Source organism: Streptomyces sp. CB02414 (assembly GCF_001905385.1).
GTDB lineage: Bacteria > Actinomycetota > Actinomycetes > Streptomycetales > Streptomycetaceae > Streptomyces.
Genome location: NZ_LIPF01000001.1, coordinates 581,650 through 607,555, shown reverse-complemented (window position 1 = coordinate 607,555; position 25,906 = coordinate 581,650). Strand labels below are relative to the sequence as shown.

The 25,906-nt window shown below is 72.9% G+C and carries 27 protein-coding genes; 10 read left to right on the top strand and 17 right to left on the bottom strand.

Annotation, left to right across the window (positions count from 1 at the left end; genetic code table 11):
- Nucleotides 1–34: 34 nt before the first annotated feature.
- Together AMK11_RS02835 and AMK11_RS02830 are read left to right on the top strand one after the other, a co-directional pair.
- Nucleotides 35–706, top strand: coding sequence for a hypothetical protein (locus AMK11_RS02835; protein WP_073722665.1), 672 nt, complete (start codon nucleotides 35–37; stop codon nucleotides 704–706).
- Nucleotides 707–711: 5 nt separating this feature from the next.
- On the top strand, nucleotides 712–1,197 hold the full coding sequence (locus AMK11_RS02830; protein ID WP_073722663.1) for a hypothetical protein: 486 nt from the start codon (nucleotides 712–714) through the stop codon (nucleotides 1,195–1,197).
- Between the two features lie 10 nt (nucleotides 1,198–1,207).
- On the opposite strand, the gene AMK11_RS02825 is transcribed toward AMK11_RS02830, so the two are convergent.
- Nucleotides 1,208–1,615 (bottom strand): J-domain-containing protein, encoded by a 408-nt coding sequence (locus AMK11_RS02825; RefSeq protein WP_073722632.1) that lies wholly within the window; start codon nucleotides 1,613–1,615, stop codon nucleotides 1,208–1,210.
- Between the two features lie 87 nt (nucleotides 1,616–1,702).
- Here AMK11_RS02825 and AMK11_RS02820 point away from each other — a divergent pair, with 87 nt between their 5' ends.
- Complete coding sequence (locus tag AMK11_RS02820) at nucleotides 1,703–2,095, top strand: FHA domain-containing protein (protein WP_073722630.1); 393 nt, start codon at nucleotides 1,703–1,705, stop codon at nucleotides 2,093–2,095.
- A gap of 27 nt (nucleotides 2,096–2,122) precedes the next feature.
- Here the strand turns inward: AMK11_RS02820 and AMK11_RS02815 are convergent, their stop codons facing one another.
- The gene (locus AMK11_RS02815) at nucleotides 2,123–2,794 is read right to left on the bottom strand and encodes an O-methyltransferase (protein ID WP_073722628.1); all 672 of its coding nucleotides are present in this window, start codon (nucleotides 2,792–2,794) and stop codon (nucleotides 2,123–2,125) included.
- Nucleotides 2,795–3,250: 456 nt separating this feature from the next.
- A complete protein-coding gene (proP, locus tag AMK11_RS02810) occupies nucleotides 3,251–4,687 on the bottom strand; it encodes a glycine betaine/L-proline transporter ProP (RefSeq protein WP_073722626.1) in 1,437 nt (478 codons plus the stop codon).
- 420 nt (nucleotides 4,688–5,107) lie between these two features.
- Between proP and AMK11_RS02805 the strand changes: the two genes are divergently transcribed.
- Nucleotides 5,108–7,267, top strand: a complete 2,160-nt coding sequence (locus AMK11_RS02805) for a bifunctional glycosyltransferase 87/phosphatase PAP2 family protein (protein WP_073722624.1) — start codon at nucleotides 5,108–5,110, stop codon at nucleotides 7,265–7,267.
- On the opposite strand, the gene AMK11_RS02800 is transcribed toward AMK11_RS02805, so the two are convergent.
- From AMK11_RS02800 to AMK11_RS02790, 3 genes are all read right to left on the bottom strand, one after another.
- Nucleotides 7,221–8,858, bottom strand: coding sequence for a hypothetical protein (locus AMK11_RS02800; protein ID WP_073722622.1), 1,638 nt, complete (start codon nucleotides 8,856–8,858; stop codon nucleotides 7,221–7,223). The genes AMK11_RS02805 and AMK11_RS02800 overlap by 47 nt on opposite strands.
- A gap of 95 nt (nucleotides 8,859–8,953) precedes the next feature.
- On the bottom strand, nucleotides 8,954–9,640 hold the full coding sequence (locus AMK11_RS02795) for a cysteine hydrolase family protein (RefSeq protein WP_079187181.1): 687 nt from the start codon (nucleotides 9,638–9,640) through the stop codon (nucleotides 8,954–8,956).
- The gene (locus tag AMK11_RS02790) at nucleotides 9,640–10,230 is read right to left on the bottom strand and encodes a cysteine hydrolase family protein (protein ID WP_073722620.1); all 591 of its coding nucleotides are present in this window, start codon (nucleotides 10,228–10,230) and stop codon (nucleotides 9,640–9,642) included. The genes AMK11_RS02795 and AMK11_RS02790 overlap by 1 nt, the downstream gene beginning before the upstream one ends.
- 147 nt (nucleotides 10,231–10,377) lie before the next feature.
- Here AMK11_RS02790 and AMK11_RS02785 point away from each other — a divergent pair, with 147 nt between their 5' ends.
- The 3 genes from AMK11_RS02785 to AMK11_RS02775 are packed head-to-tail and all read left to right on the top strand — an operon-like array spanning nucleotide 10,378 to nucleotide 12,100.
- The gene (locus tag AMK11_RS02785; protein WP_073722618.1) at nucleotides 10,378–11,397 is read left to right on the top strand and encodes a GlxA family transcriptional regulator; all 1,020 of its coding nucleotides are present in this window, start codon (nucleotides 10,378–10,380) and stop codon (nucleotides 11,395–11,397) included.
- A 56-nt stretch (nucleotides 11,398–11,453) separates the two neighbouring features.
- Nucleotides 11,454–11,717 carry a hypothetical protein gene (locus AMK11_RS02780; RefSeq protein WP_073722616.1) on the top strand — a complete coding sequence of 88 codons (264 nt, stop codon included), beginning with the start codon at nucleotides 11,454–11,456 and terminating at the stop codon, nucleotides 11,715–11,717.
- Nucleotides 11,714–12,100: a hypothetical protein gene (locus AMK11_RS02775; protein WP_073722614.1), complete on the top strand. Its 387-nt coding sequence runs from the start codon at nucleotides 11,714–11,716 to the stop codon at nucleotides 12,098–12,100. Before AMK11_RS02780 ends, AMK11_RS02775 begins: the two co-directional genes overlap by 4 nt.
- A 103-nt stretch (nucleotides 12,101–12,203) precedes the next feature.
- Here the strand turns inward: AMK11_RS02775 and AMK11_RS02770 are convergent, their stop codons facing one another.
- From AMK11_RS02770 to AMK11_RS02740, 7 genes are all read right to left on the bottom strand, one after another.
- Complete coding sequence (locus tag AMK11_RS02770) at nucleotides 12,204–12,617, bottom strand: transglycosylase SLT domain-containing protein (RefSeq protein ID WP_073722612.1); 414 nt, start codon at nucleotides 12,615–12,617, stop codon at nucleotides 12,204–12,206.
- Between the two features lie 196 nt (nucleotides 12,618–12,813).
- Nucleotides 12,814–13,665: an ECF transporter S component gene (locus AMK11_RS02765; protein WP_073722611.1), complete on the bottom strand. Its 852-nt coding sequence runs from the start codon at nucleotides 13,663–13,665 to the stop codon at nucleotides 12,814–12,816.
- Complete coding sequence (locus AMK11_RS02760; protein WP_073722609.1) at nucleotides 13,662–15,353, bottom strand: ABC transporter ATP-binding protein; 1,692 nt, start codon at nucleotides 15,351–15,353, stop codon at nucleotides 13,662–13,664. Before AMK11_RS02760 ends, AMK11_RS02765 begins: the two co-directional genes overlap by 4 nt.
- Complete coding sequence (locus AMK11_RS02755; RefSeq protein WP_073722607.1) at nucleotides 15,350–16,516, bottom strand: energy-coupling factor transporter transmembrane component T; 1,167 nt, start codon at nucleotides 16,514–16,516, stop codon at nucleotides 15,350–15,352. The genes AMK11_RS02760 and AMK11_RS02755 overlap by 4 nt, the downstream gene beginning before the upstream one ends.
- Nucleotides 16,503–17,159, bottom strand: a complete 657-nt coding sequence (locus AMK11_RS02750; protein ID WP_073722605.1) for an SCO2322 family protein — start codon at nucleotides 17,157–17,159, stop codon at nucleotides 16,503–16,505. Before AMK11_RS02750 ends, AMK11_RS02755 begins: the two co-directional genes overlap by 14 nt.
- Nucleotides 17,156–18,415 (bottom strand): prenyltransferase/squalene oxidase repeat-containing protein, encoded by a 1,260-nt coding sequence (locus AMK11_RS02745; RefSeq protein ID WP_073722603.1) that lies wholly within the window; start codon nucleotides 18,413–18,415, stop codon nucleotides 17,156–17,158. The genes AMK11_RS02750 and AMK11_RS02745 overlap by 4 nt, the downstream gene beginning before the upstream one ends.
- A 234-nt stretch (nucleotides 18,416–18,649) precedes the next feature.
- Complete coding sequence (locus AMK11_RS02740; RefSeq protein WP_073722601.1) at nucleotides 18,650–19,378, bottom strand: TetR family transcriptional regulator; 729 nt, start codon at nucleotides 19,376–19,378, stop codon at nucleotides 18,650–18,652.
- Nucleotides 19,379–19,559: 181 nt separating this feature from the next.
- Here AMK11_RS02740 and AMK11_RS02735 point away from each other — a divergent pair, with 181 nt between their 5' ends.
- From AMK11_RS02735 to AMK11_RS02725, 3 genes are read left to right on the top strand one after another with little or no spacing between them, the layout of a single operon-like run.
- Entirely contained in the window at nucleotides 19,560–20,930 is a 1,371-nt protein-coding gene (locus AMK11_RS02735) for a glycosyltransferase family 4 protein (RefSeq protein ID WP_241846882.1), read from the top strand.
- A complete protein-coding gene (locus AMK11_RS02730; RefSeq protein WP_073722597.1) occupies nucleotides 20,924–21,658 on the top strand; it encodes a class I SAM-dependent methyltransferase in 735 nt (244 codons plus the stop codon). Before AMK11_RS02735 ends, AMK11_RS02730 begins: the two co-directional genes overlap by 7 nt.
- The gene (locus AMK11_RS02725; RefSeq protein WP_073722595.1) at nucleotides 21,655–22,743 is read left to right on the top strand and encodes a prenyltransferase/squalene oxidase repeat-containing protein; all 1,089 of its coding nucleotides are present in this window, start codon (nucleotides 21,655–21,657) and stop codon (nucleotides 22,741–22,743) included. The genes AMK11_RS02730 and AMK11_RS02725 overlap by 4 nt, the downstream gene beginning before the upstream one ends.
- A gap of 4 nt (nucleotides 22,744–22,747) precedes the next feature.
- On the opposite strand, the gene AMK11_RS02720 is transcribed toward AMK11_RS02725, so the two are convergent.
- From AMK11_RS02720 to AMK11_RS02705, 4 genes are all read right to left on the bottom strand, one after another.
- A complete protein-coding gene (locus tag AMK11_RS02720) occupies nucleotides 22,748–23,038 on the bottom strand; it encodes a hypothetical protein (RefSeq protein ID WP_073722593.1) in 291 nt (96 codons plus the stop codon).
- A 99-nt stretch (nucleotides 23,039–23,137) separates the two neighbouring features.
- Entirely contained in the window at nucleotides 23,138–24,010 is an 873-nt protein-coding gene (locus AMK11_RS02715) for a DUF5336 domain-containing protein (RefSeq protein ID WP_073722591.1), read from the bottom strand.
- Between the two features lie 158 nt (nucleotides 24,011–24,168).
- A complete protein-coding gene (locus tag AMK11_RS02710; RefSeq protein WP_073722589.1) occupies nucleotides 24,169–25,173 on the bottom strand; it encodes an N-acetylmuramoyl-L-alanine amidase in 1,005 nt (334 codons plus the stop codon).
- Between the two features lie 22 nt (nucleotides 25,174–25,195).
- On the bottom strand, nucleotides 25,196–25,861 hold the full coding sequence (locus AMK11_RS02705; RefSeq protein WP_073722587.1) for a class I SAM-dependent methyltransferase: 666 nt from the start codon (nucleotides 25,859–25,861) through the stop codon (nucleotides 25,196–25,198).
- Nucleotides 25,862–25,906: the final 45 nt, after the last annotated feature.

The window sequence follows — 25,906 nt, the reverse complement described above, 5'->3', positions numbered from 1 at the left end:
AGAGCCGGTGGGGCCGACAACCCGGAAGGCACTCATGTCCACAGGCGTGATCATCGCGTTGATCGTGATCGTGGCGGCCGTGCTCGTCGTGGCGGCCGTCCTGGCCCTGCGCGCACGGGGCCCTCAGCACGGCGGAAGCCTGAAGCGGCGCTTCGGGCCCGAGTACGACCGGGCCGTGGCCCGGCACGACGGCGACACCAAGGCGGCCGAGCGGGAGCTGGCCGACCGCGTGGAACGGCACGGCTCGCTGCGCGAACGGGAGCTGGAACCGGCCGAGCGCGAGCGCTTCGAGGCACGCTGGACGGCGGCCCAGGAGCGCTTCGTCGACTCCCCGCGGGAGGCGGTCGGCGAGGCGGACCGGCTGCTCGCGGAGCTGGCCGGCGCCCGCGGCTTCCCGGACGGCGGACAGTACGAGGAGCAGCTGGCCGCGCTGTCCGTCCACCACGCCCACCACGTCGACGGCTACCGGCGCGTGCACCGCGTGACGCACGCGAGGGTGGACGGCGCGCACGACGCCGGAACGGGCACGGAGGAGATGCGCGAGTCCATGGTCGCGGCCCGCGCGCTCTTCGAGGACCTGGTACGCCCGGCCCGCCACCACGACGGAGGCCGGCACCGGGCCGGCACGGACGGCCACGGAGCGGCGCCCGCCCCTCGCGCGCACCACACCTGGTCGCTCGGCAAGAGCCGGCCGAAGGAGAGTTGAGGCACATGTCCGACGTGACCCGGCAGCCCGACGGCACGCCCGTCGGGGCCCAGACACCCGAACCCGGCGCACGCGGTGCGGAGGCGGTCCCTGGACCGTGGACCGACGGCGAGGCCCACCCCCGGCCCGCGGATGGCACCGCCACCCGCGCCACCGCCCCGGCCACCACGACCGCGGCCACCACGACCCCGGCCACCGCCCACGGGGGCGAACTCCTCCCGCACGACGAGTGCGACAGGCTCGGGCAGCGGCTGCAGCACGCGGTGGCCGGCTTCGTCGACGCGCCGCGCGCCTCCGTGGAGGAGGCCGACCGCGTCCTGGAGGAGCTCACCGCGCGCTTCACGGACGCCGTGGCGCACCGCCGAAGCACCCTGCGCACGTCCTGGCACGACACGGACCCGGACGACCGCGCGACCAGCACCGACACCGAACAACTCCGCCTGGCCCTGCGGGACTACCGCGAGCTGGCGGACCGCCTGATGCGCCTGTGACCGACGGGCGTCACCGCTCCGCCCGGCGCTCCCGCCACCGCCGTACGACCTCTTCGACGTCGTAGGGCTTCAGACCCAGCGGGGGGCCGGGCGGCGGCTTGAACATCACCTCGCGGATCTTGACGTTGATCTCCTCGACGATGCGGCGCACCACCCGCTCCGACGGGGCGTCCGCCGCCGCCTGAAGGGCGTCCTCCGCCTCCTTGCGCAGGGCGAGGGTCGGCGGCAGTACGGAGAAGCCCTCGCGGGCCATCTTCCGCTTCACCCACCACAGTTCGTCGTAGGTGCTGTCCACCTCGCTCGGCAGGGGCTTGCCCGCGCCGGGCAGTTCGGCGAACTCGCCGCGCGCGTCCGCATCACGGATCTGTTTGTCGACCCAGGACTCGAAGTCGACGCCGGGTGGCTTTCGCTCGGTCATGACCCCATTGTGCCGGACACCGCACCACCGGCCGACTTATCATGCGGCGGCGGTACGTCAACGAGGGACGTCACTGGAGGAGCGCACGTGCTCGAACTCACCATGGCCGCCGTCACCGCGGCGGACGCGGGTGCCACGGCCGGCATGCAGATGGCCGAGGCGCCCAGCGAGCCGGGAGCGGTGCTGCGGGTGGGCAGGGACAAGGCCGTGTGCCGGCTGTCGACGCCGGACGACTGGCTGTTCGTCTCCCGGGTCCACCTGGAGTTCCGCTGCGGGCCCGACGGCACGTGGCAGCTGACGTGGCTGCGCGGCTCCCAGCCGGACCCCTCCTCGGAGGTCCGGCTCACCGTCGGCCCTCACGCCCGGTCCCTGTCCTACGGCGAGGCCGTGCCGCTGCCCAGGGGCGGCAGCGGCGAGATCGTGGTCCAGGACCGCGCGCAGCCGCGCAGCGTCAACGTCGGCTTCTACCACGAGGCCTGAGGGCGGCGCGCCGCCACCGCGCCGCCCTCACTCCAGCACGCGGGCCAGCGCGAAACCGTCGTAGCCCTTGCTGCCGACCGTCTGGATCGCCGTACCGCTGAGCCGCGGGTGGCTGCCGATCATCTCGATCGCGGCGCGGGTGCCGCGCACGTCGTCGCCGGTGTCACCCGCGTCGGCCACGCGGCCGCCGCGGACCACGTTGTCGACGACGATCAGGCTGCCGGTGCTGGTGAGCCTCAGGGCCCACTCCAGGTAGTGCGGATTGTTGCCCTTGTCCGCGTCGATGAAGACCAGGTCGAACGGCGGCGGGTTGTCGTCGGCGAGCTTCGGCAGTGACTCCAGGGCCGGGCCGACGCGTACGTCGACGAGGGCGTCGAGGCCGGCGCGGGCGATGTTGCGGGTGGCGACCTCGGCGTGCCGGGCGCTGTACTCCAGCGTGACCAGGCGGCCGTCGGCGGGCAGGGCGCGGGCGAGCCAGATGGTGCTGTAGCCGCCGAGGGTGCCGATCTCCAGGATGGTGCGGGCGCCCTGGAGCTGTGCGAGCAGCTGGAGGAGCTTTCCCTGGCCGGCGGTGACGTTCACCGGCGGCAGCCCGGCGGCGTCGCTGTCCCGCAGGGCGGCGTCCAAGGCGTCGTCGGCGGGGGAGAGGTGGGCGGTGAAGTAGGCGTCGACGTCGTCCCAGAGCTGCGAGTCGCTCATGCGGGCCTCCCGTATGCGTCGTTAGCTTTTCTAAGTAGGTGTGCTAACGAAGATAGCCCGGGGTGGGGTGAACGGGGGCGTGTTGTGGCCGGGTGGGGTGGTGCCGTGTCGCCTCGCCGGTTTCTGCGAGCCCGGCGTGGGGGTGGGCGTCGGGGGTCGGTGCGCAGCCCGGCGTAGCGGGGTGCCGCTGCGCCCACCCGTGCCGCCCCAGCGGCACGACTGCCCGCAGCTGGGCGGGATCCCCGCACGGACGGTCAGCCGCGTACGGCGGGAAGGGGACGTGTCGGGGGGTGTCCGCCCGCAGCGGTTGGCGCGTCAACGCCCCGCACCTTTTCAAGTGACCGATTCCGCGCCGTTCCGAGGACGGACACCCCCCGGCGCGGCCCCGACCCACAACACCACCGAACGCGCTACGCGCACCCCCACCGAACCCGCACAGGCGCCGCAGGCACCCGCTCAAACGCGCTCGCGCGCGTCCACCGCCGGTGCCGAGCCCGGTAGTGGCCGGCCCGCCGACTCCGACATGAACCACACCGCCACGCCGCCGACGACGGCCGCGGCCATCATGTAGTAGGCGGGCATCATCATGTTCCCCGTCGCCCCGATCAGCGCCGTCACCACCAGCGGCGTCGTCCCGCCGAACAGGGAGACGGACACGTTGAAGCCGATCGACAGCGACCCGTACCGCACCCGCGTCGGGAACAGCGCCGGCAGCGCGGACGGCATCGACGCCGTGAAGCAGACCAGCAGCAGACCCAGCGCGGCCATGCCCAGGCCCACCGCCCACAGGCTGCCGTCGCGGATCAGCAGCAGGGCCGGGACCGACAGCAGCAGGAAGCCGGCGCAGCCCGCCGCGATCACCGGACGCCGCCCGACCCGGTCGGTCAGCGCGCCCGCGAACGGCTGGACGACCATCATCAGCACCATCACGGCCAGCACCACGAGCAGCCCGTGTGTCTCGTCGTACTCGAGCTCGCTCGTCAGGTAGCTCGGCATGTACGACAGCAGCATGTAGTCCGTGACGTTGAAGACCAGCACCAGGCCGACGCAGAGCAGCAGCGCCTTCCACTGCCCGGTGACCATCTCCCTCAGCGGCACCTTGACCCGTTCCGCCTCCGCCTTCTCGACCTCGGCGGCGAACGCCGGCGTCTCCTCCAGCCGCATCCGCAGGTACAGCCCGATGATGCCCATCGGCCCGGCGATCAGGAACGGGATCCGCCAGCCCCAGGACGTCAGGTCGCCGTCCGACAGCAGCGCCGTCATCAGCGTCACCAGCCCCGCGCCGCCGATGTACCCGGCCAGCGTGCCGAACTCCAGCCAGCTCCCCAGGAACCCGCGCCGCTTGTCCGGCGCGTACTCGGCGATGAAGGTGGACGCGCCCGCGTACTCACCTCCGGTGGAGAAACCCTGCACCAGCCGTGCGACCAGCAGCAGCACCGGCGCCCACACGCCGATCGACGCGTAGGAGGGGATCAGGCCGATGGCGAACGTGCCCGCCGCCATCATGATCATCGTCAGGGCGAGGACCTTCTGCCGCCCGACCCGGTCGCCGAGCGGCCCGAAGACCATGCCGCCCAGCGGCCGGACCAGGAACGCCGCCGCGAAGGCGCCGAAGGTGGAGAGCAGCTGGGCGGTCGGGTTGCCCGACGGGAAGAAGACCTTGCCCAGCGTCACGGCGATGTAGCTGTAGACGCCGAAGTCGAACCACTCCATCGCGTTGCCGAGCGCCGCCGCCTTGACGGCACGCCTGACCAGCGCGGGATCGGTGGCGGTGGGGGCGCCGGAGGCACCCGAGAGGGACGTAGAGGCACCCGAGGGGGACGAAGGGGCACCCGAGGGGGACGGTGCGGGGGTCGTGCGGGACGGATCAGCGACGACGGGGGCGGCCGACAAAACTCCGCTCGCCTACCTTTCGACGGGAACAGGGACGCCCCGACCCGCACGGCGGCACTGTCGCCGGGCCGGAAAGAACCCGCGGCCACTCGGCCACGGGCAGAAAAGCGACCATAGGCGCTGATGTGCCGCTTACGCCCGGTATGCTTTTCGTTGCACACTGCACCAAAAGGGCGCACACGCAGGGACATCCGCGCGCCACGGAGCGCTCCGCGCGCCCGTGACCTGTGATCCTTCTCGCTCCCGGGAGAGGCAACCGGCCCGCTCCCGCACTATCGTCGGGCGAAAAGCGGGCGGCGGTCAGGTGGAGCGGGGGTTGCCTGCGTCTCCCTCCGGGGGTGGTGCGAGCCTCATAGGGTTCGCAAGGACGGACACATCGCGCACGGGCGCGATACGAACGGGGCGGGAGGCCGACGGGGCGTGGCGAATGCGGAGCACAGTGGGCGACCGGCGGAGGCTTTCGGAGCCCCGGCCGTCGATGCGACCAGGGCACGGCTGCGCGTAGCCCGCCTCGGCCTGTGGCTGGTCGCCGCCATCCTCGCCGTCCGGCAACTGGCCGCGGTCCTCAGCACCCCGAGCGGAGAACGGCTCACGGACCTGGAGACCTGGGTCGGTGAGCACGGCGTCCTGCACGTGGAGGGCTCGCTGTACGAGTCCACACAGTTCACCGGCACCCCCTTCGTCGGGCTGGTCCTCAAACCCTTCACCCGCGCCGCCGAGCAGGCTCTCGGCTGGGGCTGGACCTTCGGGTCGCTGCTGCTCGTCGTCGCCCTCGGCCTGGTCGCCGCCCGCGCCCTGCCCCAGCCGGTGGGCCGCCGTACGGCGCTGCTGGCGGCGCCCGTCGCGATCAGCCTGCTGATGCTGTCCCTGCCGGTGCGCAACGCCCTGTGGCTCGGCCAGACCAGCATCATCCCGGTCCTCCTGGTGCTGCTGGGCTGCTTCGCCGTGCGCGGCGCACACGCCGACCGGATCGGCGGCGTACTGATCGGCGTGGCCGCCGCCTTCCAGCCGACCGTGCTCCTCTTCGTGCCCCTCCTCTGGTTCACCGACCGCAGACGCGCCGCCGTGTCCACCGGCGTCACGTTCCTCGCCTGCACCGCCGTCGCCTGGGCGGCGATGGCGCAGGACTCGTACACCTACTGGGTCCACCACATGGCCGGTGTGGGCCTGGGCGGCGAGGCCGACGACCTCGCCAACCAGTCGCTGCACGGCGCCCTGCTGCGACTCGGCCTCAACGGCCCCCTGGAGATCGCCCTCTTCCTCCTCCTCGGTGCGGCCGTCGCCGTCCTCGCCCTGCGCCGCGCCGTGCGCTACGCCCGCGACGGCCAGCTGCTGCTCGCCGTCGCCATCACCGGCTGCGCGGCCGTCGTCGTCTCCCCGGCCACCTGGCAGCACCAGCTGCTGTGGGTGCTGCCCGCGGTCGTCGGCCGGGTAGGCAAGCGTGCCTCCGACAGGCTGGTGTGGCCGGTCGCCGTCGTCCTGGTGATGACGCTCCCCGCGAAGATGATGCTGCCGAACATGGCGGCCCTGTACCCGCTGCGCGACAACGTCGTACTCCTCGCGGCGCTGGCGGCGGCCGTCGCCGTGCCCTTCCTGCCCCGCACCTCGCCGTACTTCGACAACCCGGTCCCGACGAGCTACGCACCGCCCGTCCCGGCCCGCTTCAAGCACGTCCCCCTCCTGCCCTTCCTGCGCAGGGTCCTCACCCGCCCCAACCTCCTCCTGGAGCTGCTCCTCATCCGGGTCACCTACGCCGCCTACTCCCAGGTCCGCCTCGCGGCGACCGGCGGCAGCAACTCGGCGGGCCGGGCCCGGGCGGAGGAGCACGGCTGGCAGATCCTCGACATCGAGCGCTTCCTGCACCTCGACATCGAGCACGCGATCAACCACGCAGTGGTGAAGACCGGCTGGCTGCGGGACTTTTTCGACTTCTACTACACGTCGTTCCACTTCGTCGTGCCGCTGGCCGTCCTCGGCGTCCTGTACTGGCGCCGCCCGGTCGACTACCGCTGGGCCCGCGCGTCCCTCGGCTTCACCACGCTGCTCGCCCTGGTCGGCTTCTGGCTGTACCCGCTGGCGCCGCCGCGTCTGATGCCGGGGCTCGGGATCATCGACACGGTGCACGGCGTGCAGGACTTCTCCAAGCCGGACTACGGCACGCTGACGCACCTCACCAACCAGTACGCGGCGATGCCGTCGCTGCACTTCGGCTGGTCGCTGTGGTGCGGAGTGGCGATCGCGATCATCGCCCCGAAGCTGTGGATGAAGGCCCTCGGCCTCCTCCACCCCCTCTTCACCGTCGCCGCGATCGTGGCCACCGGCAACCACTGGGTGCTGGACGCGGTGGGCGGCGCGGCGGTCGTCGCGGCGGGCTTCGGACTGGCGTACCTGTTCCAGGGGCCGAGGGCGCGGGTGACGGCGGGGCCCGAGGCGTCGTCGGTGGCCGGGGCGCCCCCGGGGGCCGGGACCGAGAAGGCGACTGGCACCGAGGAGACCGCAACCGTCCCGCCGCCGTCCCAGGAGACCGAGAGCCTCAGCAGCGCTCCTCCGCCTGCGGCGAAGGACCGTACCGGGAGCTGATCCGGTACTCGCCGGGTGCCTCGACGGTCAGGCGGGTGAACTCGCCGTCCCGGGCGAGGCACCCGCCGTCGGCCCGCAGCCACGGCGACCAGGCGACCCGCACGGTCACCGCGCCGGGCCGGTCCATGCGCAGCACCAGTTCGGCGCCGGTGGCGGCCACGACGGTGCCGGGCTCGGAGACGAGCGGCACGGCGTCCCGCACCCGGAACACCCTCCAGTGCTCGTCCTGCCAGACGGGCTCCAGCCAGCCGGGCCGCCGTTCCGGGTCCCCCACGAGCGCGGCCTCGGCCTTGGCGGGCCCGTCCGGCTTGGCCAGCGGCAGCACGACGAAGCCGACCGCCCAGTGGTCGAGCCAGTCCCGGTAGGCGGCAGCGGAGAAGGTGCCGTCGTAGAAGAGACGGGCGCGTTCCACGTCGAGCTGCCGGTTCCAGCCACGGGCCAGGTTGACGTGCGGGGCGAGCGAGGCGGCCTCGCGGTGGTCGCGGGCGGGCACCACCTCCACCCGCGTACGGTCGGCGCCGAGGCCGTCCAGTGCCCGCACGACACCGTCCGTCTTCCTGGCCCAGGCGGGCACCACGGTGTACTCCGTCAGGTCGTCGGCGGTCTTCTTCCCCATCCACCCCACGGAGAAGACGAGGGCGACGGCCAGCAGCCCGCGCGCGACCCGCCGCGCCCGGTCCGCACCGAGCAGGGCCGCGAGCAGCACGGGAGGCGCGAAGTACTCCGCGAACCGCTCGACGTTGGTGCCGACGGCGGAGGGTATGAGGTACGTCAGCACGGTCCCGAGCGCGTACACGACACCGCTCCACCGGGCGACCCGCCAGTCGCGCGGGACCAGCGCCGTGACGGCGAGACCGAGCACGACCGGCGGCCATATGCGGGCCGCCGGCATCGGCTGCTCCCCGCTGAAGGGGAAGAACAGCGTGGTCAGCCCGACGACCGCGGCGGGCGGCACGAGGAGCACGAGGGCCCGCCCCCGGTCCCGTACCAGCAGGAACCCGGCGCCCACGACGGCCAGGAACAGCCCGGCCACCGGCGACGCCATGGTGGCCAGCGCGGCGTACCCGGCGGCGAGCACCAGCCGCCGCTCCCGCACCAGGTGCACGCACGCGGCCAGCCCGAAGGCGACCCCGAGCGCGAAGGTCGTACGCCCCGAGGCGACGTTGCACCACAGGGCGAGGGAGGTGAGCAGGGCGACCCACAGCGGCTTGCGCACACCGGTCCGCGTGATCAGCACCGCCGCCAGCCAGGAGGCCGCCAGCCCCGACAGGGCGGTCACCGTGCGCACGCCCAGTGCGGCCATCAGGTACGGCGAGATGACGCTGTAGTTGGCGGTGTGCACCCCGCCGTACCAGAAGAACCCGTACGCCGAGGCGCCGTGCCGCGAGACGAAGTCGGCCCATGCCTCCTGCGCCGCCAGGTCGCCCCCGCCGGTGGCGAGAAACACCCACCACACCGCGTACAGCGGGATGGTGGGCAGGGTGGCGAGCAGGGCCACGCGATGCCGGCGCCCGAAGGCACGCAGGGCATCGCCGGGGCGTCTCTCCCGGCGCCGTTCGGGTCGGGAGAGGGGGAGTATGGCAGGGAGCACGGTCGGGGTTTCCGTTCGGCGTGGTCGGGGTGCACGGCTGGGGCACGTGCGAAGACGATAATTCGAACAGAAACGTTGATCGGGTTCCGGCCGGGTCAGGTGAGGGACCGCTGCGACGGAACGACGACCCCGTAGAGGTCCTGGACCGTGGCGAGAGCCGCCTCGTGGACCTGCTGTGCCGGGATGCCGTTCGGGTTGCCCTTCAGGGGCAGCGGCCGGGTCGCGGAGGCGTCGGCGACCACGGTCGGAGCGTTGCCGTTGAGGAACGCGCCCTGGGCGGTGAACAAGGTGCACATGTTCGTCATGAACCCGGCGACGATGACGTTCTTGTTGCCGGCCTTCTTGACCTGCTCGGCGAGGTCCGTGCCGTGGAACGCGTTGGGGACGCTCTTCTCGACGACGGGCTCGCCCTTGACCGGCTGCAGCGCCGGAATGATCTGGCCCGCCTTCGACTTCAGGTCGTATCCCTTGTCGACGATATGGATGACCGGCGTGCCCGCCTCCCTGGCCCGCTTCAGCAGTGCTTCGGCGTTGTCCACCGCCGGCTTCCAGCCGTCGAGTTCCATCACACCTTCCGTGTAGGTGTTCTGGTAGTCGACGAGGATGAGCGTCGCGTCGGAGAGCGTGGCCGGGGTCTCGCCGAGTTTGTTGAGTTCGCGCAGCGTCGTCGTGTCCTTCGCGACGTTCGTCGCGGTGGCGGCCTCGGAGTCACCGCCGCACGCGGTGGCGGTGACCGAGAGGACGGCGGCGGCGAGCGCGACGGTCGGACGGAGCAGCTTCATCAGGAGATCTCCTTCTGCGAGTGAACGACGACCCCGTACAGGTCGGCGATGGTGGCGAGGGCGCTGTGGTGCACCTGGCGGGCGTCCAGTTCGGTGCCCGCGACCGGCAGCGCGCGGGTGGCGCAGGCGTCGGCGACGACCGTGGGGCGGTTGCCGCGCAGGAAGGCGCCCTGGGCGGTGAAGGCCACGCACATGTGCGTCATGAAGCCGGCGAGGACGAGGTCGGTGTTGCCGGCGGCGTCGACATGCTGGTCGAGGTCCGTGCCGACGAACGCGTTCGGGGCCTTCTTGACGACGACGGGCTCACCGTCGAGCGGTGCGACGCTCGGGTGGATCGAGCCGATCTCGGCGCGGATGTCGTAAGGAGTGCCCTCGCCGCCGTCGTTGACGACGTGGACGGCCTTCGCACCCTCCTGGCGGGCCCGCGCCAGCAGCCGGGCACCGGCGTCGAGCGCGTCCTGCCAGCCGTCCAGCTCCATGACGCCGGTCGTGTAGGTGTTCTGGTAGTCGATCAGGACCAGGGTCGAGCCGGCGAGCTTCGCTGGGGTGTCGTCGAGACCGTTGAGCTGGCGCAGGGTTGTTCTGGGCATGGGAAACCGCCTCAAGTCGCTGATCGGGGAGAGCAGTTCACCGACGCGGTGACCTGCGCCTACGACGCTACGGATCACCGGCGGTGTCGGCAATGTCGTCTAACATGCAGAAACCGACACCGGTGTCGCCGAGCGTGGGGAGGTCCCTTGCACACCGTCAGCCGACTGGTCGTCATCGTCCTCTTCGAGGACGTCGACCTGCTCGACGTCACCGGACCGCCGGAGGTTTTCTCCCTCGCGCGACGTGAGACGGACGAGGCGGCGGGCTACGACGTGGTCCTAGCCGCGGAGACCATGCACCCGGTCACCACCGGCGCGGGGGTCCGGGTCCTGCCCGACCTCACCTTCGACGAACTGTCCGAGCGGAGCATCGACACCCTGATCGTGCCCGGCGCGGTGGAGGTCGACGGTCAGCGCGGCGTCCATCCGCGCATCGATCCGGCCGTGGTGGACCGGGTCGGGCAACTGGCCGAGCGGACCCGACGGGTCACCTCCGTCTGCGTCGGAGCCCACATCCTCGCCGCGGCCGGACTCCTCGACGGCAAGCGCGCCACCACCCACTGGTCGACGGCGCAGCAACTGGCCGCCGATCACCCGGCCGTCGAGGTCGACGCCGACCCGATCTTCATCCGCGAGGGCGACGTGTGGACCGGCGCCGGGATCAGCGCCTGCCTCGACCTATCCCTCGCCCTCATCGCCGACGACCTCGGGGAGTCCGTCGCGCTGCGTGTCGCCCGGCAGCTCGTGATGTACCTGAAGCGGCCGAGCGGGCAGAGCCAGTTCAGCGTTCCCCTGGAGCAGGTTTCCGTGACGCGCCGCATCGAGGACCTGCGCCACCACATCATGCGCAACATCGCCGATCCGCTCACCGTCGCCGCCCTCGCCGCCCATGCCCACGTCAGCGACCGGCAGCTCACCCGGATCTTCAAGACCGAACTCGGCACGACACCGCACGCCTACATCGAGTCGGCCCGCGTGGAAGTGGCCCGCCACCAGCTCGAATCCACCGACGCGACCCTGGAGCGCGTCGCCTCCGCGTGCGGATTCCGCACCGTCGACACGCTGGTCAGGGCCTTCCGTCGCCGACTCGACACGACCCCCACCGAGTACCGCCGCCGCTTCCGGACCGTACCGGCGTTCACACCCGACGGAGATCCGCGCGGGTGAGCCACCACCGCAGGGTATGAGGAGTACAGGCGTATACGCGGACGTATACTGCGGGCATGAGTGATGCGATGATCCGGGTGCCGGCCGAGGTGCGGGACCGGCTGGCAGTGATCGCAGAGGCGCGGGGGACGTCGATCCGGTCCCTGGTGCAGGAGTTCGCCGAGTCGACGCTGACGGAGGAGGAGCGTCGGGAGCGGGCGGAGCGGGCGCGCGCCTATCTCGCCGACAACTTCGGAGTCGAGGTGGGTGACGAGGAGAGTGTGGTGATGGGACGCAGGCTGCGAGAGGCGTTCGCCCGGCAGCAGGGTGAGGCCGCGTGATCCTGCACCATTTGGTCCTCGACACGCCCACGCTGGTGGCGCTGTCGGGTAATCGGCAGGTATCCGCTCTGATCCACCGGGCCTACTTCGAGACGGAGACCCGTCTGTGGGTGCCGACCCTGTCCGTTCTGGAGGCGGAGAGCGAGCTTCTCGGCATTGCCGAGCACGTCGGACAACTGGACGTGGTGCACACCGTTGATCTCGACTATCCCGCAGTGCTCGCGGTTGCACAGCTGAGCCGCGACGGTGTGCCCGTGGGGATCGGGGCGGCCATCCATGCGGCTCGTCACCTGCCCGAGTGGGGTGCGGACGCGCTGATCGCCACGGTGGCTCCGAAGGCGTACGAGGGGCGAGGCCTGCCCGTGCTGGACCTGAACCGCTGACGCCGGGAACACCGCCGACCGGACACACGAAGACGGCGACCCCGGGGATCAGGGGTCGCCGTCTTCGGTACGGGGGAGCGGGGTGCCGGTCGTGTCGGCCGGGTCAGTACCAGCCGTTGGACTGCCAGAAGCTCCACGCGTCGCAGGCGCTGCCGTAGCGGTCCTTCATGTAGTCCAGGCCCCACTCGATCTGGGTGGCCGCGTTGGTCTTCCAGTCGGAACCGGCCGAGGCCATCTTCGAGCCCGGCAGGGCCTGGACCAGGCCGTAGGCGCCGCTGGAGGAGTTGGTGGCGTTGACGTTCCAGTCGCTCTCGTGGTCGACGATCTTCGAGAAGCACTGGTACTCGGCCGAGTCGCCGATCATCTTCTTCGCGGTCGCCTGCGCCGCGGAGGCCGGCGTCGCGGCCTGCGCGGGCGCGGCGGCGATCAGCGAGCCGCAGGTGGCCGCGGCCAGGGCGGCGCCCGCGAGGGCCTTCTTCGGGGTGGCGACGGTGCGGAGGAGGGAGGCGGCGGTCAACGAAGGGCCTTTCGTCGCGGACGGGGAGTGTCGCTGCCTGGCGACCGGTTCAGAGAAGCAGGCGGGACAGTCGTCCGCAATCGTCCCTTTTGCTAAGCGCGGTCGTAGGCGGGGGTGGAGGGTGCGGCATGTCGGGCCGCTCGGCCCGCTCGCCGCACGGCCGTCGGCTACGAAGCCGCCTCGTAGGTGAACCACGTCACGTGGGGCGGCTCACCTCGTCGGCCTTCTCGAACGTGACCGGCGCCTCGAAGGCAGCCCGGCGGGTCGCCCGGCGCAGCGCCTTGAGGAGGGGGGTGCCGAGCGTGAGGGTCAGTACGACCGTCATGGCGGCGCGGCCCCCGTCCCAGCCGAGGGACGTGGCCAGGCAGTAGGCGACGAAGCGGGCCAGATTGTCGGGGATCGACGCGTCCGGATCGAAGGCGATGTTCGAGGCGAGCGTGTTCATGAAGGTCCAGCCCGCGAGATTCATGACCGTGCCGTACGCGAACGCGGCCAGGAAGCCGTACGCGGCCAGCATGAGCAGTTCCGCGCGGCCGCGCAGCCGGTCGGGGCCCGGCAGCAGGCCCGCGCCCATCGTGAACCAGCCCATCGACAGCATCTGGAACGGCATCCACGGCCCCACTCCGCCCGTGAGCAGCGCGGACGCGAACATCGTGACCGAGCCCAGGACGAAGCCGAAGCCGGGGCCCAGGACCCGGCCGCTGAGGACCATGAGGAAGAACATCGGCTCCAGGCCGGCCGTCCCCGCGCCGATCGGGCGCAGCGCCGCGCCCGCCGCCGCCAGGACGCCGAGCATCGCCACCGCCTTGGGACCGAGGCCCGACTCCGAGATCGTCGCCGCCACCACGGCCACCAGCAGCACCAGCAGGCCCGCGAACAGCCACGGCGCGTCCTGCGCGTGCGCGTTCAGCGAGGCGTCCGGCGGGGCCAGGAAGGGCCAGCCGAAGCCCACCACCCCGACCGCGCTGACCAGCAAGAGGGCGGCGACCGAGCGGGGGCCGAGGCGGACGGCTCGGGCCTGGCGCTGGGCAGGGGGGCCGCCGGTCATGCCAGCGCCTCCCGGACCTGCGCGACCGTGAGCCACTTGCGCGGCGCCAGCACCTTGGCGACCTGCGGCGCGAAGGACGGCGAGGCCACCACCACGTCCGCCGCCGGACCGTCGGCGATCACCTCGCCCTCCGCGAGCAGCACCACCCGGTGGGCCAGCTCGGCCGCCAGTTCCACGTCGTGCGTGGCCAGCACGATCGCGTGCCCCTCGGCGGCAAGGGAGCGCAGGATGCCGGCCAGCCGGGCCTTCGCCGCGTAGTCCAGGCCGCGGGTCGGTTCGTCCAGGAGGAGAAGGGGCGGGCGGGCGGTCAGGACGACGGAGAGGGCGAGGGTGAGGCGCTGGCCCTCGGAGAGGTCGCGGGGGTGGGTGTCGTCGGCGACGCCGGGGAGCAGTCCGGTGAGCAGGGCGCGGCAGGTGCCGGGGGCTGCCTCCGCGTCCCGGTCGGCGGCCGCGCACTCGGCGGCGACCGTGTCGGCGTACAGCAGGTCGCGTGGCTCCTGCGGGACCAGGCCGACGCGGCGTACGAGGTCGCGGGGGGCCGTGCGGTGCGGTACCGCGTCACCGGCGCGGACCGAACCGGCGGACGGTTCGACCAGGCCGACGAGCGCGGAGAGGAGGGTGGACTTCCCGGCGCCGTTGCGGCCCATGAGGGCGACCGTCTCGCCGGGGGAGACGGTGAGGTCGACGCCGCGCAGGGCCCGGATGCGGTCGCGGCGGACGGCGAGAGAGCGGACCTCGGCGGCGTAGGGGGTGGTGGAGGTGGCGGCCGTTTCCACCCGCTTTCCGCGTCGCCACCGGCGGGCGGCGGGGGGACGGAGCGCGGGGGGTGCCGGCAGCGAGGCTGCCGGTGGTGTGTGGTCCGGTATCTCCCGGTCGGCGAGCCGGTCCCGCAGCGGGGCCGCACGGCGGCGGGCGTCCCGGATCGTCAGCGGCAGCGGCGACCAGCCCGCCAGCCTGCCCAGGTCCACGACCGGCGGGTACACCGGGGAGACGGCCATCACCTCGGCCGGGGGGCCGAGGAGCGGCGGCGCGCCGGGGGCCGGGAGCAGGACGACCTGGTCGGCGTACTGGATGACCCGTTCCAGGCGGTGTTCGGCCATCAGGACCGTCGTCCCGAGGTCGTGGACCAGGCGCTGGAGGACCGCCAGGACCTCTTCCGCGGCGGCCGGGTCGAGGGCGGAGGTCGGCTCGTCCAGGACCAGCACGTCTGGGTGCGGGGTGAGGACCGAGCCGATGGCGACCCGCTGCTGCTGGCCGCCGGAGAGCGTGGCGATGGGGCGGGCACGGAGGTCGGAGAGGCCCAGCAGGTCGAGGGTCTCCTCGACGCGGCGGCGCATCACGTCCGGGGGCAGGCCCAGGGACTCCATGCCGTAGGCGAGTTCGTCCTCGACGGTGTCCGTCACGAAGTGGGACAGCGGGTCCTGGCCGACGGTGCCGACGACGTCGGCCAGTTCGCGTGGCTTGTGGGCGCGGGTGTCGCGGCCGGCGACCGTGACCCGGCCGCTCAGCGTGCCGCCGGTGAAGTGCGGCACGAGGCCGCTGACCGCGCCGAGGACGGTGGACTTGCCGACGCCGGACGGACCGGCGAGCAGCACGAGTTCGCCCTCGGGGACCTCGAAGTCGATGCCCCGGACGGTGGGTTCGGCCGCACCGTCGTACGTGACCGATACGTCCTCGAAGCGGATCACGACGGCTCCTTGGCGGGTGCGGGTGCGGGTGCGGGTGCGGGTGTGGGGTGGTCGGGGGCGGGAGTGACGAACGCCGGGAGCAGGCCGATCAGTACGGCCGCCGCCGGCCACAGGGGGAGGGCCGGAGCCTCCAGCGGGACCACGCCCGGGTGCAGTGCCGCCGGGTCGCGGGCGGCGGCGAGGAACATCAGCGCCGCGACAACCGCGCCGGAGGCGGTGACCAGCCAGGCGCGGGTGTCCCAGCGGTCCGGGCGGTAGCGGGTGCGCACCGTCCTGCGGCCGCCGAGCCACAGCCCGGCCAGGGCGGCCGCGACACCGATGAGCAGCACCGGGACGCCGTATGTGCCGCCCGCCGCGGTCAGCAGCCCGTACGTCCCCGCGCAGACGCCGAGCAGGCCCGCGAGGGTGAGCGCGGCGGTGGTACGGCGTACGGCGGGCGGGACCTGGGCGGTACGGCCGTAGCCGCGGGCGTCCATCGCGGCGGCGAGGGCGACGGAGCGCTCCAGGGCGCCCTCCAGCACTGGCAGCCCGACCTGGAGCAGGCCCCGTACGCCGCGGTCGGGGCGGCCGCGCAGGCGGCGGGCGGCGCGCAGGCGCTGGACGTCGGCGATGAGGTTCGGGGCGAAGGTGAGGGCGACGACGACCGCGACACCCATCTCGTACAGGGCGCCGGGGAGGGACTTGAGGAGGCGGGAGGGGTTGGCGAGGGCGTTCGCGGCGCCGACGCAGATGAGGAGGGTGGCCAGCTTCATCGCGTCGTACAGGGCGAAGGTGAGGCCCTCGGCGGTGACCCGTCCGCCGAGGCGGATGCCCTGCGCCCAGTCGGGAAGGGGGACTTCGGGGAGGGTGAGGAGGGTGTGGGTGCCGGGGATGGGGGAGCCCAGGATCGTGGTGAAGAGGAGGCGGATGAGGAGGACGGCGAGGGCGAGTTTGACGAAGGCGCCGTAGGAGCGGGACCAGGGGGCGTGCGGGCGGCGGGTGACGACCACGTAGGCGGAGACGGCGATGAGGAGGGCGAGGAGGAGCGGGTTGGTGGTGCGGGTGGCGGCGGTGCCGAGGGCAAGCGCCCAGAGCCACCAGGCGCCGGGGTGGAGGGCTCCGCCCGGGACCGCCCTCCCCGCCGCTCCGGCGGCACGACAGTTCGCAGGGTCAGTCCGTCGCATTCCTGCGCCGCCTCGCCTGCCAGGTCGCCGCTCCGGCCAGGGCCGCCACGACGGCGATGCCCGCGTAGAGGCCGACCGACGGGCCGTCCTCCTCGTCGCCGGCGTCCGCGGCGGGCTGCTGCTTCGGGGTGCTCGTCGGGTCCTGCTCCGCCACCTGCTCCCCGCAGCCCGACTTCGGGTAGCCCGCGATCGCGCACAGCAGGGCGCTGTTGCTGTAGCGGAGCGGGTCCGCCACGGCGGCCAGGGCGTCGGCCGTCGTCGCGTCGGGGGAGACCTGGGCGCAGGCCGTCCGGGCGGCCGGCGGGGTCTCGCCGGACGGGGCGTCGGACGCGGTGCCGAAGTCCAGGACCAGCGCGACGCGCTTGGTGCCGTCCTCGGCCGGTGTCTTCGCGCAGATCGACGCGAAGTCCGCCGTGCCGCGGGGCTGGGCCGCGTCGCCCGAGTTCGCGCTCACCGCGAAGCGGAAGCCCTGGACGTCGCCGTCGGAGGGGCGGGAGAGCGACGGGCCCTGGGTGGCGTAGACCCACTTGTCGCCGTCGCGGTCCCAGAAGGACCAGTAGCGGTAACCGGCGGCCTGTGCCTGGCCCGCGGTCCCGATCAGCAGGAACGCGGCCAGGAAGAGGAGTACGGCGCGGCGGGTCACGGCTGCTGCTTCTTGTTGCGGCCGCTGAGGAGGAAGCCGATGCCGATGCCGAAGACCAGGCAGACGCCGACGAACCACCAGACACCGAAGCCGGAGTCGTCCTTCTTCCCGTCCTCCTTCTCGTCCTTCGCGTCGTCGTCGTTGCTCGCGGTCGCCGTGTCCTTGGCGGCCATCCCCTGCGGGGCCGGGCCCGTGGTGTTCAGTGCCGCCACCAGGTCCGTGCCGCCGAAGGCGCGCGGGTCGGTGCCCGTGGCGTGGGCGGCGAGGATCAGCTGGGCGTAGGCGGCCGGGCCGCTCTCCTTCGCCCACTTCGCGGCGTTCTTCTCCAGCCAGGCCAGCGGCTTCGCCGCCTTGTCCGCGCCGCCCTGCGCGGCGAGCGCGACGACCGCGTCGGCGGTGTTGCCGTAGTCGGGCTGCTCGGCGGAGCCGCCGAGGGCCGACGTGAGGTGGCCGTCCTTCGCGAGGGCGTCGGCGAGGTAGGCGGCGCCGTTCGCGGCGGCCTGCTCGCGGGTGGGCTCGTCCGCGGTCGTGCAGCCGGCGTCGGCGGTCTTCTCACCGGCCTCGGTGACCAGGCCCGTGCCGAGCACGCCGAGGACGCCGGCCGCGGTCGCGTCCGCGTTGGCGACCAGCTTGCCGTCCTGGTCCGGGTAGCCGAAGGCGCCGCCGTCCTCCGCGCAGGGCAGGGCGGCGGCCAGCAGGGCGTCGTACGGGGACTTGCCGCCCTTCTCCACGGTCTCCGGGTCGGTCTCCGTGGCGGTCAGGGCGCCGATGACGACGGAGGTGGAGTTGGCCTCGCTGGGGCTGCCGGGGGTGTAGCCCCAGCCGCCGTCCTTGTTCTGGACCGACTTCAGCCAGTCGAGGGCGTCCTTGACGGCGTCGCCGTGCCCGCCGACGGCCCACAGCGCCTGGACGGCGGCGGCCGTGCTGTTGGTGTCGACCGTGGTCTTGGCGTCGCAGGCCTTGGCCGGGTCGGGGCGGAAGGGGGCGAAGGCGCCGTTGTCACACTGCTGGTCCGTGAGCCACTTCACGGCCTGCGAGGACGGGACGACGCCCGCCGTGTCCTGGGCGAGCAGTGCGAGGGACTGGCGCCAGACACCGTCGAACTGGGGGTCGGCGGACCCGTACAGCCCGGACTTGCCCGATGTACCGGTCGGCTTGGACGGCGACGGGTCGGCGGCGACCGCGGGCGCGGTGGCGGCGCCGATCACGGCTATAGCGGCCAGAGCCGCGGCGCTGCTGCGACGGCGGACGTTCATGAGCGGCGGGTGCCTTTCCCTGTGCGGGACCGGACAGCACGGGGCACCCCCGGGCGGCTCGGCCCCGTATGCCTCGACGGTGCCCGTGCGCCGGCGGGTGCCGGGCACGTGAGCCGGTCACGTCCGCGCGGGGCAGTCCGGCTCACCACCCGGGACGGGCGGCTCACGGTTGCGGGTCAGCGCCGGAATTGCACCGGCTTCCCCCCGTACGGGTGTGATGACGACGCGGCCACTTTACCCGGAGGCAACCGGCCCGGACCCGTGTGCCCGCTCACGCTTCCCCGCTCGCGCCGCATGGGGCTCCCCGGGTCCCGCCGCATCGGGCTTCCCGGCCCCCGTCACCTCGATCAGCCGGCACACCGTCTCGATGTCCACCCCCACCTGCGCGATCGACGCGCGCCCGGAGAGCCAGGCGATCAGGGTCGAGTGCCAGGTGTGCTCGATGACGCGGACCGCCGACAGCTGCTGGGCCGTGGGGTTCTCCAGGCCGCCCACGGCGTCCAGGATGATCGCCGTGGTCCGGCGGGAGACCCGGTCGACCTCGGCGGAGACGCTGCGGTCGGCGAAGGTCAGGGCGCGGGCCATCGCCTCGGCCAGCCGTGGTTCGCGCTGCAGGGCCTCGAAGGCCCGCATCAGGGTCCGCGCGACCCGGTCGGCGGCCGCCTCGCCGGCCGGCGGGTTCCTGCGCAGCGCGGCGTGCAACTGCTCCAACTGGTCCTGCATGGTCGCGACCAGCAGATGGACCTTGGAGGGGAAGTAGCGGTACAGCGTGCCGAGGGCGACCTGCGAGGACTCCGCGACCTCGCGCATCTGCACCGCCTCGAAGCCGCCCCGGCAGGCGAGCCGGGCGGTCGCGTGCAGGATGCGGCGGCGGCGTGCCCGCTGCCGCTCGGTGAGGGGCGGGGCGGGGGAGCGGTGCGCGGATGCGGACCCGGCCACTTCCGGGTTGTCCACCTTGGTCACCTTCTCCCCGTCCTCCGCCCGACGCCGGGGTGCGCCGTGGCGTGAATCACCTGATCCACTCGTCACAGCTTCCCTACCTGCCGGTAGATTCGGAGCCTCCGAACGATCAAGTCTGAAACTTGTTCTAGATTATCGTCCCGGCATAGGGTCGCGGGAAAGTGCAGTGAGAAGGGGGCCCAGGGTGACCGCTGAGGCCAGTGGGGGATCGCGACCGCTCCGCATCGCGCTCCTCACCTACAAGGGGAACCCGTTCTGCGGCGGACAGGGCGTCTACGTCCGTCACCTCTCACGCGAACTGGCCCGCCTCGGCCACCAGGTCGAGGTCATCGGCTCCCAGCCCTACCCCGTGCTGGACGACGGCCCGGAGCACGGCACGGAGGACCGGCTCTCCCTCACCGAGCTGCCCAGCCTCGACCTCTACCGCCAGCCCGACCCCTTCCGCACCCCGAAGCGCGACGAGTACCGCGACTGGGTCGACGCGCTGGAGGTCGGCACCATGTGGACCGGCGGCTTCCCCGAGCCGCTGACCTTCTCGCTGCGCGCCCGCCGCCACCTGCGCGCCCGCCGCGGCGACTTCGACGTCGTCCACGACAACCAGACACTGGGGTACGGGCTGCTCGGCGACGTGGGCGCGCCCCTCGTCACCACCATCCACCACCCCATCACCGTCGACCGGCAGCTCGAACTCGACGCCGCCGACGGCTGGAAGCGGCGGTACTCGGTGCGCCGCTGGTACGCCTTCACCCGCATGCAGAAGCGCGTCGCGCGCCGCCTGCCCTCCGTGCTCACCGTCTCCGGCACCTCCCGCCAGGAGATCGTCGACCACCTCGGCGTACGCGGCGACCGCATCCACGTCGTCCACATCGGCGCCGACACCGACCTGTTCTCGCCCGACCCGTCGGTGCCGAAGGTGCCGGGCCGGATCGTGACGACGTCCAGCGCGGACGTGCCCCTCAAGGGCCTGGTCTTCCTCGTCGAGGCACTGGCGAAGGTGCGGACCGAGCAGCCCGGCGCCCACCTCGTCGTCGTCGGCAAGCGGCCCGCCGAGGGCCCGGTCGCCCAGGCGATCGAGCGGTACGGCCTCGAAGGCGCCGTCGACTTCGTCAAGGGCATCTCCGACGCCGAACTGGTCGACCTGGTGCGCTCGGCCGAGGTCGCCTGCGTGCCCTCCCTGTACGAGGGGTTCTCGCTCCCCGCCGCCGAAGCCATGGCGACCGGCACGGCGCTGCTGGCCACCACCGGCGGGGCCGTCCCGGAGGTCGCCGGAACCGACGGCGAGACCTGCCTCGCGGTGCCGCCGGGCGACGCGGGCGCCCTGGCCGCCGGACTGAACCGGCTGCTCGGCGACCGTGAACTGCGCGCCCGGCTCGGCGCGGCCGGACGCGAACGCGTCCTGCGGCACTTCACCTGGGCCCGCGCCGCTGAGGGCACGGTGGCCCGCTACCGCGAGGCCATCGGGCCCTCCGCGACCACCCCCAGGGCCGTCCCCGCGAGCCCGCCCCGCGCGACCAGTGACACCGGCGTCTACCCCGAAAGCAGGGCCACGTGCTGACCGTCGACTTCTCCCGGTTCCCGCTCGCCCCCGGCGACCGCGTCCTGGACCTCGGCTGCGGCGCCGGCCGGCACGCCTTCGAGTGCTACCGGCGCGGCGCCCAGGTCGTCGCGCTGGACCAGAACGCCGAGGAGATCCGCGAGGTCGCCAAGTGGTTCGCGGCGATGAAGGAGGCCGGCGAGGCCCCGGCCGACGCCACCGCCACCGCCATGGAGGGCGACGCGCTCGCCCTGCCCTTCCCGGACGAGTCCTTCGACGTCGTCATCATCTCCGAGGTGATGGAGCACATCCACGACGACAAGGGCGTCCTCGCCGAGATGGTCCGCGTCCTCAGGCCCGGCGGACGCATCGCGATCACCGTGCCGCGCTACGGCCCCGAGAAGGTCTGCTGGACCCTCTCCGACGCCTACCACGAGGTCGAGGGCGGCCACATCCGCATCTACAAGGCCGACCAGCTCCTCGCCCGCATCCGCGAGGCCGGCCTCAAGCCCTACGGCACCCACCACGCGCACGCGCTGCACTCGCCGTACTGGTGGCTGAAGTGCGCCTTCGGCGTCGACAACGACAAGGCGCTGCCGGTGCGGGCGTACCACAAGCTGCTGGTCTGGGACATCATGAAGAAGCCGCTGGCGACCCGGGTCGCCGAGCAGGCGCTGAACCCGCTGATCGGCAAGAGCTTCGTGGCCTACGCCACCAAGCCGCACCTGCCGCCGGTGGACGCCGCGTGACCTCGTCCCGGGCTCCCCGCACCCCCCGTACCGAACACCTCGTCCTGCCCGGTGTCCTCACCGCCGAGGATGCCGCGGCCACCGTCCGCGGCATCCTCGCCGTGCAGCGCCCGGACGGCGCGATCCCGTGGTTCCGCGGGCACCACCTCGACCCCTGGGACCACGTCGAGGCGGCGATGGCCCTGGACGCGGCCGGCGAGCACGAGGCCGCCGAGCGCGCCTACGAGTGGCTGGCCCGGCACCAGAACCAGGACGGCTCCTGGTACGCCGCCTACGCCGACGGCGCCCACGACGACGTCACCGACCGGGGCCGCGAGACCAACTTCGTCGCCTACGTCGCCGTCGGAGTGTGGCACCACCACCTCTCGACCGGCGACGACACCTTCCTCGACCGGATGTGGCCCGTCGTCCACGCGGCCGTCGAGTTCGTGCTGCGCCTCCAGCAGCCCGGCGGACAGATCGGCTGGCGCCGCGACGACGACGGCACCGGAACCACGGACGCGCTGCTGACCGGCAGTTCGTCCGTCCACCACGCGCTGCGCTGCGCCCTCGCCATCGCCGAACAGCGTGAGGAGCCGCAGCCCGACTGGGAGCTGGCGGCCGGCGCGCTGCGGCACGCGATCCGCCGGCACCCGGAGCGGTTCCTGGACAAGGGCCGTTACTCGATGGACTGGTACTACCCGGTGCTGGGCGGCGCGCTGACCGGCACGGAGGCCAGGTCCCGCATCACCGAGAGCTGGGACCGCTTCGTGGTCCCGGGCCTCGGCGTGCGCTGCGTCGTGCCCAACCCGTGGGTCACGGGCGGCGAGTCCGCCGAACTCGCCCTCGCCCTGTGGGCGGTCGGCGAGTCCGACCACGCGCTGGAGATCCTCCAGTCGATCCAGCACCTGCGCGACGCGGACAGCGGCCTGTACTGGACGGGCTACGTCTTCGACGACGACGCCGTATGGCCGCGCGAACTCACCACCTGGACGGCCGGCTCGCTGCTCCTCGCCGTCGCCGCGCTCGGCGGCCACGAGGCGACCTGCCAGATCTTCTCCGGCGACCGCCTGCCGAAGGGCCTCGACCCGGACTGCTGCGTCTGAGCGGTCAGCGGCGGCCGAGGCGGCCCGCGATCGCGTGGCCGACGAGCAGGTAGACCACGGCGGCCAGGCCGTATCCGGCGACGACGCGGGCCCACGCCTCGTCGAAGGTGAACAGGTCACGTGACCAACCGGCGAGCACGTTGGCCACCTCGTGGACGAACTGCACCAGGTCGTTGGCCCGGTTGGCGTCCAACAGGTACATGAGGATCCACAGCCCGAGGATGACGGCCATGATGTCGGCGATCACCGCGATGGCCGTCCCGGCGCTGGAACCACTGCGAGTTCGAGGGGACATGACTTCCGTCTGGCCCCGGACGTCCGTTTGAAACCCGGCGGCAGAAACGCCGACGGCCCCTCGCCCCGGGAAGAACCGGTGGGCGAGGGGCCGTTGACGTCAGCCGCGCTGGATGCCCGAGGTGTCCTGGAGGACGCCGCGGCGGCCGTCCTGCGTCTGCGCGACCAGGTTGGCGCCGCGCTGCTCGACCGCGAGGTACCAGGTGCCCGGCGCCAGTTCGGCGATCGGCGTCGGGTTGCCGTCCTCCGCGAACAGCGGACGCGGCACCGGCACGGCGAACCAGAACGGAGAGAAGTCCCCGGACGGCTGCGCCTGCTGCGGCGCCTGTGCCTGCTGCGGGGCCTGCGGCTGCGGCTGGCCCGGCTGGGGCTGGCCGCCACCGAAGGACTGACCCGGCTGGCCCGGCTGACCGGGCTGCCCCGGCTGGGCGCCGTACGGCTGCTGCTGCGCGCCCGGGTAGCCGTAACCACCCTGCGGCTGGCCGCCGTAGGGCTGCGGCGCGGCCGGACGGGCGGCGGGGATCAGGGAGCCCTTGAGCGCCGGGACCAGCGGGGTGGCGACGGCCGCGGCGGCCATGATCAGGGTGGCGATGAGGGCGAGGATCAGGCCCATGCCGAGATCCGGGCCGTCGGAGCCACCGCCGACGTTGTCGACACCGCTCGCCGGGTCGAAGACGTTGCCCAGGGCGCTCCACGCGGCGAAGATCGTGAACGCGATGCCGAACTGGCCGAGGTCGAGGCCGGCGACCTTCTTGGGCTGCGGCAACCCCCGGGCCACCACGATGAGCGCGGCGCCGATGATGCCCGCCAGGACGACACCGAGTACGACCGGCCCGCTGCCCCACAGGTTGGGCAGTTCGAGACCGTCGGGAGCGTCTTCGACGGAGTAGAGGCCGAGGAACGACGCGATGAACAGCAACACCGCTGCTCCGATCACCACGCCGTCGCCTCGAGTGAGGGAGCGGATATTCACTTCAGGTCCTTCGTAGGTCGTCTCGTCGTCGGTAGAGGCGTCGCTGTCACGATGTCGCCGAAAGGTTCCGGTGTGAAGCGCGGGGGTGGCCCCTCATCGTACGGAGGACACTATCGTCCGCACGTCGGGCCTGTCCCCGGGGATCGGTGCGCCGACCGCTACCCGCGCAGGAAACTCACGATTCCCTCAGACATTCCCTGCGCCGCCTTCTGTCGCCACTCGCCGCTGGTCAGCAGTGCCGCGTCCTCACCGTCGCGCATGTTGCCGCACTCGATGAACACCTTGGGAACCGTTGACAGATTGAGACCGCCCAGGTCCGTGCGCGTCACCAGTCCGGTGCCGCCGCCGACGTAGTTGGAGGGCGCGCTGCCCGTGACGCGGACGAAGCTGCCCGCGATGCGCTCGCCGAGTTCGGCGGAGGGGGCGACGATGGCGCGGGTGTCGGCCTCGCCGTCGTGCACGGAGCCCGGCAGGATCACATGGAAGCCGCGGTTGCCGGCTCCCGACCCGTCGGCGTGGATCGAGATCGCGGCGTCGGCCTTCGCCTCGTTGCCGATCCGGGCGCGCTCGTCCACGCAGGGCCCGTACGGGCGGTCGTCGTCCTGCGTCAGCTTCACGGTCGCGCCCTGCTCCTCCAGGAGGGTGCGCAGCCGGTGGGCCACGTCCAGGGTGAACTTCGCCTCGGGCCAGCCCGCGTTGGTGGCCGTGCCGGTCGTGTCGCACGCCTTCCAGTGCGTGCCGACGTTCACCTTGCGGTTGATCTCGGAGGCGTGCCGGAAGTTGCTGGGGTTGTGGCCCGGGTCGATGACGACGACCTTCTCCTTCAGGGGGCCGGTCGCCGGGGCGGCGGGTGCGGACTTCGACGCGGACGCCGAGGCGGACGGCTCCTTCACGGTGGGTGAAGGGGACGTGCTCGCCGGTTCCTTGGCATCGTCGGTCGCGGACACGGAACCGCCGGGGGACGGCGTCGCCGACGTCCGGGCACCGCCCGCAGCACGGTCCGCACCGCCGCCGCTCCCGTCGTCCGGGCCGGCGACCGCCGCGTACACCCCCCATCCGAGCAGCGCCCCGGGCACGAGCGCCGCGATCGCCACGGTCAGCGGGCGGCGCAGCGGGGAGCGGCGGGGCTGGGGTGGTTCGAAGTCCGGGCCTGTGTACGACACGTCAGCGACTCTAACCGCGCCCTCAGATCCCCGCGCCCGTTCGCCGCAGGACGCGCAGCGAGTCGGTCACGGAGACCTCGGTGAACGCCCCGGACGCCAGGGCCCTGAGATACACGCGGTACGGGGCCTGGCCGGTGAACTCGTCGGCCGGGTCCGGGAAGACGTCGTGGATGACCAGCAGACCGCCGTCGGCGACGTGCGGGGCCCAGCCCTCGTAGTCGGCGTTCGCGTGCTCGTCGGTGTGGCCGCCGTCGATGAACACGAGGCCGAGGGGCGAGTTCCAGACCGACGCCACCTGGGGCGAGCGGCCGACCAGGGCCACCACGTGCTCCTCCAGCCCGGCCCGGTTGAGGGTGCGGCGGAAGGCGGGGAGGGTGTCCATCACGCCCAGTTCGGGATCGACCGTCTCCGGGTCGTGGTACTCCCAGCCCGGCTGCTGCTCCTCGCTGCCCCGGTGGTGGTCGACGGTGAGCGCGGTCACGCCGGCCCGGCGGGCGGCGTCGGCGAGCAGGACGGTGGAGCGCCCGCAGTACGTGCCGACCTCCAGCAGCGGCAGCCCCAGCCCCCCGGCATCCACGGCCGCCGAGTACAGCGCGAGGCCCTCGTGCGCGGGCATGAACCCCTTCGCGGCCTCGAAGGCGGCCAGGGTGGTGGGGCTCGGGCCAGGGGCCGCTGAGGCTGCGGGCATGGGGGGCCTTTCGGATGCGCGGGTGCGAGGCATGGCGTACGGCGC